The sequence below is a fragment of the Mycobacterium simiae genome, from assembly GCF_010727605.1.
GTDB classification, from domain to species: domain Bacteria; phylum Actinomycetota; class Actinomycetes; order Mycobacteriales; family Mycobacteriaceae; genus Mycobacterium; species Mycobacterium simiae.
The window spans coordinates 4351568-4365500 of sequence record NZ_AP022568.1 but is presented as its reverse complement, the minus strand read 5'-3'; the positions used below and the strand labels follow the sequence as shown (position 1 = coordinate 4365500).

Annotated in this window: 16 protein-coding genes and 1 tRNA gene; 6 read left to right on the top strand and 11 right to left on the bottom strand. The window is 66.6% G+C overall.

All coding sequences use genetic code 11. The features are described 5' to 3' along the window. Window positions 1–98 precede the first annotated feature (98 nt). From G6N33_RS20455 to G6N33_RS20445, 3 genes are all read left to right on the top strand, one after another. On the top strand, window positions 99–1337 hold the full coding sequence (locus tag G6N33_RS20455) for a GNAT family N-acetyltransferase (protein ID WP_044507157.1): 1239 nt from the start codon (window positions 99–101) through the stop codon (window positions 1335–1337). 146 nt (window positions 1338–1483) lie between these two features. Continuing rightward, window positions 1484–1556 (top strand) — tRNA-Lys (locus G6N33_RS20450). 100 nt (window positions 1557–1656) lie between these two features. Continuing rightward, entirely contained in the window at window positions 1657–1794 is a 138-nt protein-coding gene (locus tag G6N33_RS20445; protein WP_155945898.1) for a hypothetical protein, read from the top strand. A 30-nt stretch (window positions 1795–1824) separates the two neighbouring features. On the opposite strand, the gene G6N33_RS20440 is transcribed toward G6N33_RS20445, so the two are convergent. Further along, window positions 1825–2427 (bottom strand): DJ-1/PfpI family protein, encoded by a 603-nt coding sequence (locus G6N33_RS20440; RefSeq protein WP_231382435.1) that lies wholly within the window; start codon window positions 2425–2427, stop codon window positions 1825–1827. A 67-nt stretch (window positions 2428–2494) separates the two neighbouring features. Continuing rightward, on the bottom strand, window positions 2495–3652 hold the full coding sequence (locus G6N33_RS20435; RefSeq protein WP_044507158.1) for a low temperature requirement protein A: 1158 nt from the start codon (window positions 3650–3652) through the stop codon (window positions 2495–2497). A 286-nt stretch (window positions 3653–3938) separates the two neighbouring features. Between G6N33_RS20435 and G6N33_RS20430 the strand changes: the two genes are divergently transcribed. Then, window positions 3939–4367, top strand: coding sequence for a DUF1931 family protein (locus G6N33_RS20430; RefSeq protein ID WP_044507159.1), 429 nt, complete (start codon window positions 3939–3941; stop codon window positions 4365–4367). On the opposite strand, the gene G6N33_RS20425 is transcribed toward G6N33_RS20430, so the two are convergent. Continuing rightward, window positions 4333–4629: a putative quinol monooxygenase gene (locus tag G6N33_RS20425; protein WP_044507160.1), complete on the bottom strand. Its 297-nt coding sequence runs from the start codon at window positions 4627–4629 to the stop codon at window positions 4333–4335. The two genes, G6N33_RS20430 and G6N33_RS20425, sit on opposite strands and share 35 nt — an antisense overlap. Before the next feature lie 303 nt (window positions 4630–4932). Then, window positions 4933–5160 (bottom strand): helix-turn-helix domain-containing protein, encoded by a 228-nt coding sequence (locus G6N33_RS20420; RefSeq protein ID WP_231382659.1) that lies wholly within the window; start codon window positions 5158–5160, stop codon window positions 4933–4935. A gap of 710 nt (window positions 5161–5870) precedes the next feature. Between G6N33_RS20420 and G6N33_RS20415 the strand changes: the two genes are divergently transcribed. Beyond that, window positions 5871–7622 carry a DUF3556 domain-containing protein gene (locus G6N33_RS20415; RefSeq protein ID WP_044507162.1) on the top strand — a complete coding sequence of 584 codons (1752 nt, stop codon included), beginning with the start codon at window positions 5871–5873 and terminating at the stop codon, window positions 7620–7622. Here G6N33_RS20415 and G6N33_RS20410 read toward each other — a convergent pair. The 5 genes from G6N33_RS20410 to G6N33_RS20390 all read right to left on the bottom strand — a co-directional run bounded on the left by G6N33_RS20410 (window position 7619) and on the right by G6N33_RS20390 (window position 11604). Beyond that, window positions 7619–8431 (bottom strand): ABC transporter permease, encoded by an 813-nt coding sequence (locus G6N33_RS20410; RefSeq protein ID WP_044507163.1) that lies wholly within the window; start codon window positions 8429–8431, stop codon window positions 7619–7621. The two genes, G6N33_RS20415 and G6N33_RS20410, sit on opposite strands and share 4 nt — an antisense overlap. After that, entirely contained in the window at window positions 8428–9600 is a 1173-nt protein-coding gene (locus G6N33_RS20405) for an ABC transporter substrate-binding protein (protein ID WP_101528561.1), read from the bottom strand. The genes G6N33_RS20410 and G6N33_RS20405 overlap by 4 nt, the downstream gene beginning before the upstream one ends. Beyond that, entirely contained in the window at window positions 9597–10334 is a 738-nt protein-coding gene (locus G6N33_RS20400) for an ABC transporter ATP-binding protein (protein ID WP_049918979.1), read from the bottom strand. The genes G6N33_RS20405 and G6N33_RS20400 overlap by 4 nt, the downstream gene beginning before the upstream one ends. Before the next feature lie 375 nt (window positions 10335–10709). Continuing rightward, window positions 10710–11309 (bottom strand): TetR/AcrR family transcriptional regulator, encoded by a 600-nt coding sequence (locus tag G6N33_RS20395; protein ID WP_044507166.1) that lies wholly within the window; start codon window positions 11307–11309, stop codon window positions 10710–10712. 67 nt (window positions 11310–11376) lie between these two features. Beyond that, on the bottom strand, window positions 11377–11604 hold the full coding sequence (locus tag G6N33_RS20390) for a DUF3618 domain-containing protein (RefSeq protein ID WP_044507168.1): 228 nt from the start codon (window positions 11602–11604) through the stop codon (window positions 11377–11379). An 81-nt stretch (window positions 11605–11685) separates the two neighbouring features. On the opposite strand from G6N33_RS20390, the gene bcp reads away from it, so the two are divergent. Beyond that, window positions 11686–12159, top strand: a complete 474-nt coding sequence (gene bcp, locus G6N33_RS20385) for a thioredoxin-dependent thiol peroxidase (protein ID WP_044512129.1) — start codon at window positions 11686–11688, stop codon at window positions 12157–12159. On the opposite strand, the gene G6N33_RS20380 is transcribed toward bcp, so the two are convergent. Then, the gene (locus G6N33_RS20380) at window positions 12156–13481 is read right to left on the bottom strand and encodes a dipeptidase (protein WP_101528560.1); all 1326 of its coding nucleotides are present in this window, start codon (window positions 13479–13481) and stop codon (window positions 12156–12158) included. The genes bcp and G6N33_RS20380 overlap by 4 nt on opposite strands. Before the next feature lie 18 nt (window positions 13482–13499). Beyond that, window positions 13500–13892 carry a holo-ACP synthase AcpS gene (gene acpS / locus G6N33_RS20375; protein WP_044507171.1) on the bottom strand — a complete coding sequence of 131 codons (393 nt, stop codon included), beginning with the start codon at window positions 13890–13892 and terminating at the stop codon, window positions 13500–13502. Window positions 13893–13933: the final 41 nt, after the last annotated feature.

Genomic DNA, 13933 nt, shown 5'->3' with positions numbered 1-13933 from the left:
CGGGTATCGGGATTAGGCAGCATTTTTGCCCGCGGGCTTTGGCGGATTCGGTGCGGAAAGCGCTGATTTGCTTGGGCTACAACCGAATTGGATGAGCGATGAACACGACGGACAACGCCATCAATATCAGGCACCCATCCGAAGACGATTGGGCGGCCGTTTACGCGAATCAGGCTCGCATTTTTGGGGATCCGGTAGATCCACGCGGCATCGAGGCATGGCGACGCCGGGTCGAACTCGAGGACATCCTGGTCGCCGAAGACGTTTCCGATGCGCAACAGCCATTTTTGGTGGGGACGTCGATCATCTACCGCACCCGGCTCACGGTCCCGGGCGGCGCGAGCCTGCGGGCCGCGTGGCTGACAATGATCACCGTCGCGTCGACACATCAGGGCACGGGGATCTGGGGCCAGCTCAGCGCGCAGGGGCTCGGAATATTGATGGAGCGCGGCTATCCGATCGTCTGTGGTGTGCCCACCCAAACCGCGATGTACGACGGGTTCGGCGCCGGCGTGTCCAGCTACAGCCAGACTTATTGCGTCGACCGCCGCTTCGCCAAGCTGCGGGACAAGCCGGGCACCATTCGGGCCCGTGAGGTCGATGCCGCCCAGGCCGCCCGCCATCTGCCGGAGATCTATGAGCGGTGGCGTGCCGTAACGAGCGGGGCGGTCGAACGGAGCGCCGAGTGGTGGGACGACTTCCTCGAAGACAGGACGACCGAGCGGGGCAACGGATCGGCGCTGAATTACACCATTCATCCGGACGGCTTCCTGTCCTACCGCGTCATCGGCGAGAAGAACCACGGCTTCCGGCCGCCGCTGGGCAAGGTGGTTGTCGTGGATTTCTGCGCGATCACCGACGACGCCCACAGCGAGCTGCTGCAGACGCTGCTGGTGTTGGAGATGTTCCACGAGATCGACATAGACGTGCCGGTCGATGATCCGCTACCGCTGAAACTCCGCGACCAGCGCGCCTCGCACCCGGAGGGCAAACGGGATTTCCTGTGGGTGCGGATCAACGACGTGCCCGAGGTGCTCGGCGCACGCGAGTACTCCGCCGACATCGACATGATTCTCGAGGTCGCGGACCCCCTGGGCCTCGCGGGCGGCCGCTTCGAGCTGCAGGTACGCGACGGAGTCGGCAAGTGCACGCCGCACGACGGGCCTCCGGACGCAAAGATCGGCCTGGCCGATCTGGCGACGATCTACATGGGCGCCCACCGGCCGTCGCAGCTGACACGGGCCGGCCGCCTCACCGAGCTCCGCGCTGGCGCGTTGGCCGAGCTGGATGCCGCGTTCGGCACCCAGCGGGCGCCGTTTTGCGGCACTCTGTTCTGAAAGTGCTTGTGTCACAATCTATTTGAGACGCACATCGATCGCGTGGCCGATTCGCGGACGCCCGTGGCCCGCGCTGGGCCCAAGCGGCGATTTCGCCCTAGGTTAGAATGTTTGTTATTGTCGCGGACGCGGTTGCGACCGCCCAAGCGCCGTTAGCTCAGTTGGTAGAGCAGCTGACTCTTAATCAGCGGGTCCGGGGTTCGAAACCCTGACGGCGCACTTCGAAACGTATTTGCGGGATTCACCGCCCCGGCGGGCTCCGAAGCGGTTGCGATCGTCGACCGGGGGTATGGGCTAGGCATCAAAAAAGGAGATGCCGATGATCCGACCCAATGAGGACGACGACACCGACAACGATGCCGCCGCCGCCGAGGACGACGCACCGGTGCGGCCGGAGGCCAGCGAGGGCCCGTACCCGCCCGTGCTGGGCGAGCCCAAGCCGCCCATCGGGAACTGACGAGGCGCCGCCGTGGCTGGCGAGTCCCAGCTAGTTCTTAAGCGAGACCCGTCTCCGTAGGGGCGACGCCAGTGCCGCCGCGGCCGCGCTGGCCAGTGCCGCCGCCGAGGGCTTCGGTGACCAGCGCAAGGCGGCCACGGCCCAGCCGAGCGGCGTGTCAAGCTGCGGATCCGAGCCGTTGTGGTTCGTGACCGTCGGCGATTCATCCGTCGAGTCGGCGAAGATGTCGAGGATCGCCGGCAGGAACGCCCTCATGTCCTGCGGCCCGCGACTCGTCAGGAGGTTGCGGTCATGCACGAGCTCACGGTCAAGCCAGGTGGCGCCGGCGTTCACCAAGTCGTCGCGGATGCCCGGCCACGAGGTCAGGGTGCGCCCGGTGAGCATTCCCGCCGACGCAAGCAGCCACGGACCGTGACACAACGTGGCGATTGGCTTGGCAGCGTGGTCGAACGCGCGGACAAAATCGCGAGCCGGCGCCGACTGCCGTAGCAGATCGGGGTTGATGAAGCCACCCGGAAGCAGCAGTCCGTCGTACGCGTCAGGGTCCGCCTCGGTGACCACCTTGTCGACGCCGATCCGGCTGGCCGGCATGTGCAGATTCACTCCGCGGATGCGGCCGCGCCGCAGCGACACGATATCCACCTTCGCGCCGGCTAATTGCAGCGCGCGCAATGGAATTACCAGTTCGTGAGCGCATTCCTCAACGCGCCTGTCCTGCCAAGGCCGGCCCGATCCGCGGGCGCCGCCGCAATTCCCAGACCAACCGGCAAACCCCGATGCCGGCGAGCAGGCCGAGCGCTGCGAGGGCGGGCAGGTGCAGCAACGCAGGCAGGACCGCCGCCGCGGCCACTCCGGTAACCGCGCGGTCGACCGGGGCCTGCCGGTGGTCACGCCATCGGTAGGCGACATCAGCGAGGTAGAACAACGCCATCCCGCCGGCCAGTGCGATCGCGGACAGCAACGGCAGCCGGTGAGTGGCGTGCTCGATGGTGGCGTGCGCCCCCACGGCGAACAGCATGATGCCGGCGACCAGGGGTAGGTGCAGGTAGCTGTAGGCATCACGGGCAAGATGAGCCCGTTCGGTACCGGTGGCCCGCTCCATCCGTTGCCGCGCTCCGGACGTCACACCGAAGTACGTCCACCAGAACGTGGCCATCACGGCCACCCCCAACAGCAACGCAGCAATGGTCTCCCACCGGCCGAGATCCCTTGCCGCTCCGCCCAATTCCACGACCACCTCGCCGAGCGCGATGATGATGATCGAGCCGTGGCGCGAAACGAAGTAGGACGGTGAGACACGAAACCCGCCGAGGCCGAGCACAGCCGGTGCGCCGTAGTCGATGACCGCCGCAGCAACCCACAGCAGCTCGCGGCCGGGCGAGTCGACGAAGGCGGCGGCCACGATGCAGGCGGGCGCGGCGACGAACGCCGGCGCTATTCGACGGGTGCCCTTCCGCAAAGCGACGTCCTCGTGCGCAGAAAGGGCGACGAACTTCACCACCTGGATCGACCGAACCACCAGCAGCGCGATGCCGAAGACCAACGCGCCCGACGCAAATGCGGCGGGGAGCGCCGCGGCGGCGACCAGCATCGCGGCCATCGCGGCAATGACTACCACTTCATGCCACACGTTGGCCGTGTCGAACGTGTTGATGAGCCACGTGTAGCCCACCCAGGCCCACCACACCGCAAGCAGCGCCAGCGCGGCGCGGCCGAAACCCGTCGGCGAAAGATCGTGCAGCACAAGTTGCGTGACCTGCGACATGGCGAAGGTGAACACCAGATCAAAGAACAGCTCGAGGTTGCCCTCGGAGCGCGGGCCCGCGCGCTGTGCCGAGCTTTCGCCGTCGTCGCCCATGGCATCACTGTCCCTTCGTGCATCGAACGCGCCGCGAGCAAGCATGCGACTGGACGGCGGGCCGGCGCCGTGCACGGCTCAGCGCCATAGCCGGGGTAACCCAAAAAATCCGGGTCAACCGGAAAATCGGCCAGCTGTCACCGATTCCTGGGCGCCTCTTGACCTGTCAGGCCGAACCGACCCGACGAAATTGCGCCTGCGAGTCCGGTTCGCCGGCAACCACGACACTGCCAATGTTGAGCGTTGGTCTGCTTGGCGAGTCGTTGTTTCTGGACGGAGGTATCAAGTGACCCATCCGTCGGGTCTCCCGGTATTCGAACGGTTCTTTCGCTCGGTTGCAAACATCAAGATCGATCGGAACGACGTCCGTCGCTTCCGAGAGTTTGTCGATGAGCAGATCGATGACATTGCCATCTCGGGGCGCACCTCGGCAAAGTCGAACGGCCGCGACGTCATTGTGGCGCAGGACCTTCCGATCACCAAAGGCATGCAAGAGCGAATGCGCGAATTCGACAAGCTAGAGGAGGCCGACGAGATTCGTCAGCTACTTCTCAACACCGAAGTCCGCGAAGTCCACGGCGATGAAACGCTGGAAAGCGTTGTGGCCGAGAGCAATCAGACCGGTAAGCGGGACTCTATCAAGGCGCGCGCACTATTCGTGTTCATTGGGGTCGCGGGCCTCAGAGCTTGTCGGCGAGAACGTCCAACTTGCTGATGGCGGGTGGCGAGGCGAACAGCTCGTCGGCCTTCTCCGCGAGGGCCTTTGCAACTGGGCCGCCAAGATGTGCCTCTCGTGCCGCCTCGTCGGTGAAGGCGTCGATGATGCCGAATGCCGACGGACTGAACCGAACCGCAAGCCATGGCCTCGTGCCTGGTTCTTGCTCGACGAGGGGCAGCGCCGATAGAAGAAACTCCTCGACCGCGTCCTCCTTGCCCGGCTTGGCCTCGAGCCGCACCAGCAAAGCCTTTGTCGCCATGGTTGCTCCCTTTCCGTTGTCGTTTACCGAAAAGCGGAGAACGTTGCCGCAGCGGCGGAGCGTCCCGTCACTTCTCAGTTACCACTGTGCCCAACAGCCGCAGTCCCGGCCTCGTCCCGCCTTCAAACAGTCTCCGCAGAGCTGAATCGAGGGTCTACGACGTTATTCCCGATGGCGATTTCTGTCCCTGCCGTCGTGTCACTAATGCTTTGGGCCGCGTCTATAGTCACCGCCGAACTGACCTCAAACTACACCAAATCGGTGAACACAGCCACCAGACAATGCGCCCGACTCGCTGAATAGTCAAGCCAAGCATTGGCTTTCGACCGCCCCGCGATCACACACTCGCGCCGAGGAAGCGCCACGCCCCGGGTAGCGGCATGCAGGTTGAAGCGAGTATCGACATCCGCGAAGGTCTAAACCCGTCAGGGCCGTGATGCAGCCGAGCCTATAGCGCAACGTGCTGCGGTGGACATGCAAAGCGGCAGCCGATTCGTCGTAGTTACCACCGCACTCGACATAATGGCTCAAGGTTTGTACCAGATCGGAGTTCTTGGCGGCGTCGTAATCGATCAACGGCCCCAGCCATTGGCGGAGGCACTCATCGACGACGCCGGCGGTATGCGCCGCATCGACTAGGTGGTAGAAGCCGAGCTCGTAATAGTCAGACGCCCCTCAGAGACGGGCCGAGTTCAGGCGGACATTGAGCGTTGCGACGGGCTCTGAGGAAGGACTGTGCAGGTTCTCAACGGCGCGGCCCGCAGCGACGATGCCGGCGTCGCCGTCACCGCGCCCGCTTTGAATCACCACGACATAGTGCGGACGACGCAAGTCATGAGCCAGCCAGCCCCTTCAGCAGCTATCGCCAGAATGTCCTCAGGATTAAGTGAATCGAAGTCGATCCGGGTCAACGCCGTCAGCCCTCCCGGGTTACCGGCGGGCTCGTGAGCGTCGCCGAGCGTCGAATTGGCGTTCATGACCGATATGCGACTCCAGTTCCTCCCCTTGTACTGAGAGAGGTCCCGCTTCAGTCAACATGTGGCGGTGAGCGGAAACCGGACTCAGTCCGGCGAGAGCACAAGTGGCGCGGGTACTCGCGCCTGTGCTGCCCAAACTTCGCCCGCCGGGCCGGCCGGCGTCGCAAATTTTGTCCCAACCCGCGGTTGCCGGGAGTAGTTTTTTCTCGGTGCCTAGCTAACCATTGGCACCCGTTGTGAGGTAGCTGCGCCGAAGGAGCCGCAATGGGGTTCATCCAGCCCAACCTGCCCGTCGTCGACATGGCCGAGTGGAGCAAGCTGCCCCGCGCCGAGCGCATCGTGCCGATGGTGCGCCACATCGCTCAGTACGGCTTCGGCACGCCGCTGATCATGCATGTGATGTACGGCATCAAGATCGCGCTCTACATCCTGGGCGCCTGGACATTCGCGTGGACCACCGCGGGCGTCGACGTTAAAGGCGGCTTCACCGACGTCGCCTCCTGGTGGCTCGAGCCCATCGTGTTCGAAAAGGCCGTGCTCTACACCATGCTGTTCGAGGTCGTCGGGCTGGGCTGCTGCTTCGGGCCGCTGGCCGGACGCTACTTCCCGCCGATGGGGTCGATCCTGTATTGGCTGCGCCCCGGCACCATCCGGCTGCCGCCGTGGCCCGATCGGGTACCGCTGACCAAAGGCATCGACCGAACGCCGTTCGACGTGGTGCTGTACGCCGCGCTGCTGGTGTTGCTGGCCACCGCGCTGGTGTCGAACGGCACGGGCCCAATTCCCGTCCTACACACGGTCATCGGCGTGCTGCCGTGGTGGCAGCCGGTGGCCATCCTCGCCGTGCTGGCCGTGTTGGGCCTGCGCGACAAGGTGATCTTCCTGGCCGCCCGCGGTGAGGTGTATGCGCCGCTGGCGCTGGTGTTCCTGTTCGGCGGGACGAATATCATCGTCGGGGCCAAGGTGATCTTCATGGTGATCTGGCTGGGCGCGGCGACCTCGAAGCTCAACCGGCACTTCCCTTTCGTGATTTCCACGATGCTGGCCAACAACCCGTTCATACCGTCGGGGCCGCTCAAGCGAGCGATGTTCAAGCGCTACCCGGACGACCTGCGGCCCAGCGGATTGGCCGGCTTCATCGCCCACTTCTCCACCGCCGTGGAAGGATTGGTGCCGCTGGCATTGTTCTTCTCACACGGCGGCTGGCCCACGGCGATTGCCGCTTTCGTGATGATCGTGTTCCACCTGAACATTCTGTTGGCCTTCCCGATGGGAGTGCCGCTGGAGTGGAACGTCTTCATGATCTTCGGGGTGCTGTGGCTGTTCGTCGGCCACGCCAGCACGGGGCTCGCCGATCTGACCAACCCGCTGCCGGTCGCCGTTCTGTTCGCCGTCTGCGCGGGCACGGTCGTCGTCGGAAACCTGTACCCGCGCAAGGTGTCGTTTCTGCCCGGCATGCGCTACTACGCGGGCAACTGGGACACCACGGTGTGGTGCGTCAAGCCGTCCGTCGACGACAAGTTCCGCACCGGCTCGCGCGCGCTGGGCCCGCTGCAACACCTACAGCTCGAACGGCTCTACAAATCCAAAGAGGACACCGTCGTCCCCTTGCACCTCGCCCTCGCCTTCCGCGGGATGAACACCCACGGGCGCGCGCTACTCACGCTGGTGCATCGCGCGCTGGCCGGCTTCGACGAGGATGACTACAACCTGTGCGAAGGCGAGACGCTGTGCGCGACGGTGCTCGGCTGGAACTTCGGCGACGGGCACCTGCACAACGAATCCCTGATCGAGGCGCTGCAGCAGCGCTGCGGGTTCCAGCCCGGCGACGTGCGGGTGGTGATCCTCGACGCACAGCCCATCCACATCCAGCGCCAGCAGTACCGGCTGGTCGATGCCGCGACCGGCGAATTCGAGCGCGGCCACGTCGACGTCGAGGACATGGTCACTACCCAGCCCTGGGCCGACGACCTGCCCGTGCATGTGCAGCGCAGTACCGCCGCCGACACGGCCTAGCGCGCCGAGGACAGTAGGCGCCGGGCGCCAAGGTCCAACAGGTACCCGATCAGGCCGATCACCACGATTACGGCGACGACCTGGTCGTAGGCCAGCTGGTCGCGCGCGTTGAGGATCTGGTAGCCCAAACCCGAACGCACACCGAGCATTTCGGCGGGCACCAAGACCACCCACGCGATTCCGAGTGCGACCCGCAGGCCGGTCTGCAGGTGTCCGCGGATGGCGGGCAGCACCACGACCGTGAGCAACTCGGTGCGGGTGGCGCCGAACGACTTGGCGACCTGGAGGTAGCCCGGGTCGACGGCGTGGACGCCGGCCGCGGTGTTGATCAGGATCGGCCACACCGCCGCCGCGGCGATCAGGAAAATGACGGGCTGGTTGCCAATCCCGAATAGCGCCACCGAGATCGGCGCCCACGACAGCGGCGAGATCATCCGCAGAAACTGCACCACGGGACGGGCGGCGCGGTCGGCGACGTCGTTGAGCCCGATCAACAATCCGGCGGGGACCCCGATGACGGCGGCCACCAGCAGACCGACCAGCAGGCGCCACAGGCTGACCTCGGCGTCGGACACCAACACCCCGCGGTGGTATAACGCGGCCAGGGCCTTGGCCACCTGGACCGGCGCCGTCTGGCGCAACAGCGACTGCGGCGCGGCCAGCACGGCCGTGGCCAGCCACCAAACCCCCACCGCCGCGGCGACTGCCAGCACGGGCGGCGACCAGCGTCGCAAGAACTGGGGCCTGCGCTCGGCGGCCGCCGGTATCTCCCCCGGCGCAGCGACGGAGCGGATCTCTTCGGTGGTCATAGCGGCTGCACCTGTTCGACTCGGCTGAGATTTGTTGGGAGGCCGAAGCTTTCGGCCCCGCCGTGGGCGGCCAGCGCGGTTCGCACAAAGCTGTCGTCGACCAGCTGCGCATGTGCGGTCGCGGGGTCGAGCCGATTCAGGAACTGCCGGTCGCCGTCGACGACGGTGTCGTGCATGGCCTCGACCAGCCGGCGGGTAAAGCTCGGAAACGGGAACGGCTGGAAGCCCAGCCGTTGCGGCTGCCAATCCGGATGGGCGAAGCGGTAGTCCTGGGGGCGATAGGTCAGCGCCGTCTTGATAGCAGGTAACGGCTGCGGCAGATAAGACCCGGTCGACAACGTCGTGGCCGCCGCGGGCCGGTCGGTGTTGATGCGTTGCTGCGCAAGCACAATCGAGTTGACCAGGGACGCCGCCGCTTGGGGCCGGTGCTCGATGAGGTCTTCGTGGGCAAGCACGACGCAGCAGGCGTGGTCGCGCCACACGTCGCCGAGAAAGGTGTGAATGCGCCCGATTTTGCGCACCTGGGCCATCGCGTTGAACGGGTCGGCCACCACGTAGCCACTGATCGATCGATTGGCCAGCGCCGGCACCATGTCCGACGGGCTCATCACAATCAGCTCCACCGTCCGGGCGCTACGTGCGGCGCCGCGGCGCACCACCGGCACCAAGTCGTGGGCCCGCAGCAGCTCTTGCAGGATGATGTTGTGGATCGACCACCAAAACGGGATCGCGACCTGAGTTCCGGCCAACTGGCCGAGGTCGGTGACGTCCGGCGCGACGGTTAATGCGCTGCCGTTGGTGTGATTCCAGCTCAGGACCCGGACCGCGCTGCCGAGCAGGAAACGCAGCTGCAACGCCGTCGGCATCAGCATGTGCACGGCGTCGACCTGGCGGGTGACGAACGCCTCGGCCAACGACGCCCAACTGCGGAACAGCACCGGCTTCGCCGAGCTCACGACGCCCGGCTGGTAGAGCCCGGCCGCGTGCGCGATCAGCAGGGGCGCGGCGTCGGTGATCGGCAGGTAACCGATCCGCAGCTGTCCGCTGGTGTTGGTCCGGTCGACCGTCGCGGCGCGAGCGAGGTCCGCCAGGCCGGCCAGCCCCCCGGCGGCGGCCGCCGCGACGGCGCCCGTCAGCGCCGAGCGGCGAGAGAGCAGCCGGCCGCTCATTGTTCGGCCACCCGGTAGTGGTCCAGGATCTCCTGGCGAAGCTGCCCTTTCTTGGTGTCGCCGTTGGCGTCGGGGGCGCGGGGTCGCCATTCCCGGCGGATCCGGCCGTCGGCGCCGAGTAGGACGATGCGGCTGGCCAGCAGCAAGGCCTCGTCGACGTCGTGGGTGACCAGCACTACGGTGATCCCGAGTTCGGCGGCAAGGTCGGCCAGCCACGTCCGTAAATCGCCGCGGATGGCGGGGTCGAGGGCGCTGAACGGCTCGTCCAGCAGCAGCAAGCGCGGCCGGGTGGCAACCGCCCGGATGATCGAAACCCGCTGGGCCTGGCCGCCCGAAAGCTCGTCGGGGTACTGGTCGGCGACGCGCTCCAGGTCGAAACGGCGCAGCAGCTCGCGGGCATACTCGGGTTCGAAGAATTTGCGATTCGCGGCAAATCGCCCGGCGAACACCACATTTTCGCCGGCCGTCAACCACGGCATCAGCAGCGGCTGTTGGAACACCACCCCGGTATGCGGCCGCGCCACGCCGTCACCGCCGGACCATTCGACGGTCCCCGACGTCAGGCGTTCCAGGCCCGCGATCACCCGGAGCAAGGTGGACTTGCCGCTCCCACTTCGGCCGAGGACCGCCAGGAAGTTGCCGTCGTCGATGGTGAGGTCGATACCCGCCAACGCGGGACTGGACCCACCGAAGTGCTTGTGGCCATTGACTATTCGTACTGTGCCAGCTGCCACTACGGTTGTCCTTTCGCTACGATCTGGTACCCGCTACGCGTATCACCGGGCGCGGCACGAGCGTGACGCTGCCATAGACAGACCGCTCTGTCTATCGCGATGGCGCGGGTATCCGTCACCCTGCGGTCGGTGGGCGCAGGCGGGCGCCGCGGTGGCCGTCGACCACGCTGGCTTGCCGGTACTGCGCAGACTCCGCGTTGGGTACGAGATATGTTGCAGTACAACAGGTTAAGTCGGATGTCGGGGCGCTTCCGGCGCACCGGGCGGCGGCATGGAATCCGGCTGCCATCGCGGGCGTGCGCGACGCACCCTCGCGTTGCTTGTCGCGCGAAATCGGATCCCGCTGATCGGAACCGGCCGAACCCGCGCGACGGGTTAGCGCTGCTGGGCTCGGTTGATGAAGTCGGCGGCGAGGCGCCGGCCGACCTCGATCGGCGCCACGGATTGTTCGAGCTTGGAGCCCGCCAAGGCGCCGTCGTAGATCAATTGCAGCTGCCGGGCGGTCGCGGCGGGGCGCGCGGCACCGGCGGACCGCATCAGCTCCGTCAGGCGTGAGCGCACCCACTCGCGGTGCGCGTCGATCGGCGCGAAGCGGACGGCGGGAAATTCCGTGGCGACATTGGCGTAGAGACAACCGGGAAAGTCGCAGCGCGGGCCGTTGGCGATGGCCAGATCGAAGAAGACCAGCGCCTTTTCGGTCGGGTCGGTCCGCGTCGCAGCGGCTTCTTCCCACCGCGTGCGGTCGGCCCGGTCCAGGGCCGCCAGGTAGGCATTGATCAGGCCCGCTTTGGAGCCGTACAGATCATAGAGGCTGGCCTTCGCGCATCCGGACTCGCGCAGGATCCGGTCGATGCCGACCGCCCGAATGCCGTGAGCCGCGAAAAGCTTCGTGGCCGCGGTGAGCATCCGATCGGCCGGGGACGACCGTCGCGGCTCGACGTCCGCAGCAGCGGTATCCCGGTCGAGGATGTCCATCTCCAGGACGCTAACAGAGGCGCCGACCGCTAGACAGAACTGTCTGTCTAGCCCACGGCGCGGGGGGTCAGCGGTTCCTGACCCGGCGCACCACCACCACGACGACGAGGGCACCGACACCGGCCAGCGACGCCGCGACCGCGGGTTTCGTGACGAATCCGATCACCCGGACCTTGATGTCATCGGCCAGGCGACGCGGGTTGGCGCGCTCGGCGAGGGAGTCGACGGTGGCCGCGAGCTGGTCGCGGGCGGCATCGATCTCCTGCTTGATGGTGTCGGGATCGCGGTCCACCACGTGTCTGTCCTCCAAGTCGCCCGGTGCGCCTGACGAACTACCCTAGTGCCGACGCTCCGGCGAACCGAAAGGGGAAGCACCTTGACCGAGACCACACGCCTGGCGCCGGGAGACAAAGCACCCGCATTCAGCCTTCCCGACGCCGACGGCAAGACGGTGTCGCTGGCTGATTACCAGGGGCGGCGCGTCGTGGTGTACTTCTATCCCGCGGCCTCGACCCCGGGCTGCACCAAACAGGCGTGCGACTTCCGCGACAGCCTGGCCGAGCTCAACGAGGCCGGTCTTGACGTCGTCGGAATCTCGCCCGACAAGCCGCAGAAGCTGGCCAAATTCCGGGACGCCGAGGGGCTGACGTTTCCGCTGCTGTCCGATCCCGATCGCAAGGTGCTGACGGCCTACGGCGCGTACGGCGAAAAGCAGATGTACGGCAAGACGGTCACCGGCGTCATCCGCTCCACGTTCGTCGTCGACGAGAAGGGCAAGATCGCCGTCGCGCAGTACAACGTGAAGGCCACCGGTCACGTCGCCAAGCTGCGCCGCGACCTGTCGGTCTAGGCCAGGTTGCCCAGCAGCAGGGCTTCGGCGATCGCGGCGCGTTCCAGCACGCCCAAATGCAGGCTCTCGTTGATGCTGTGGGCTTGCGTCGCCGGATCCTCCACACCGGTGACGAGGATCTTCGCCTGGGGAAAAGCCGCGGCGAACTCGGCGATGAACGGGATCGACCCGCCCATGCCCATGTCGATCGGGTCGGTCCCCCACGCCTGGCGAAAAGCCTGACGGGCGGCGTCGTAAACGCTTCCGCTGGCGTTGATCGCGTACGGCTCGCCGAGGTCACCCCGGGTGACGCTGAGCTGGGCGCCCCACGGCACCCGCTCCTGTAGGTGAGCAGTCAGCGCGTCCAGGTGCGCGGCGGCGTCACCGCCCGGCGCAACGCGCATGCTGATCTTTGCCCGCGCCCGCGGGATCAGCGTGTTCGAAGCCTTGTCGATGGGTGTGGTGTCGATGCCGATCACGGTGATCGCGGGCTTGGCCCACAACCGCTGCGGCACCGAACCGGAACCGATTTCGGACACGCCGTCCAGCAGGCCCGCGTCCGCGCGCACCCGATCGGGTGGGTAATCCACTGCTGCAGCCGTGCTTTCGTGTAGCCCCGCGACGGCCACGTTCCCTTCGTCGTCGTGCAGGCTGGCCAGCAGCCGCACCAGCACGCTCAGCGCGTCCGGGACCACGCCACCCCACAGGCCGGAGTGCAGCCCGTGGTCGAGCGTGGCGACTTCCACCACACAGTCGACCAGACCGCGCAACGTCACGGTGAGCGCCGGAATTTCGGTGCTCCAGTTGTCCGAGTCGGCGATCACGATCACGTCGGCGGCCAACGCGTCGCGATGGGCGGCCAGCAGCCGACCCAGCGACGGCGACCCGGATTCCTCTTCGCCCTCGACGAACACCGTCACACCGACCGGCGGATTGCCGTCGTGGGCCCGAAACGCCGCCAAATGCGTTGCGATTCCGGCCTTGTCGTCGGCGCTGCCGCGCCCGTACAGCCGCCCAGCACGCTCGGTCGGTTCGAACGGCGGCGATGCCCACTGACTCCGGTCGCCCTCGGGTTGCACGTCGTGGTGGGCGTACAGCAGCACCGTGGGCGCCCCGGCGGGCGCCGGGTGGTGGGCGATGACGGCCGGGGCGCCGCCCTCGCTGACGATCCGCACATCGCCAAACCCGGCCTGCGACAAAAGATCCGCCACCGCCTGCGCGCATTTTTGCACTTCGCCGCGGCGGGCGGGGTCGGCCCACACCGACTCGATCCGCACCAGGTCCTCGAGGTCACGGCGCACCGACGGCAACAGCTCGCGGACCCGCTCGACTAGATCGCTCATACCGACGAGGTTAGGCGCTCACGGCGTTTCGAGGATGGCCACCGCGGCGGCGGTATCGCCCTCGTGCGTCAGCGAGACGTGAATGGTCACCTCGGCGAGATGTTTGGCGATATCCCCGGTCAGCCGCACCCGTGGTCGCCCCCACATGTCGGTGACGACCTCGATGTCGCGGTGGATGTCCTCCGGGAGCACGGGGCGCTGGGCGAACCGCGAGCCCGACCACGCCTTGATCACGGCTTCCTTGGCCGCCCAGCGCGCCGCCAAGTGGCGCGCTGCCGACGAACTCTTGTCCGAGGCGTCCCGACGCTCGCCGGGGGTAAACGTCTCGGCGAAGACGGTCCCCGGCTGGTCGACCTGCTCGGCGAAATCAGGGATGGATACGAGGTCTATCCCCACACCGACGATGCCCATGGCTGGCCAGGCTAACCGATCACTTCGCCCGGCGACGATGC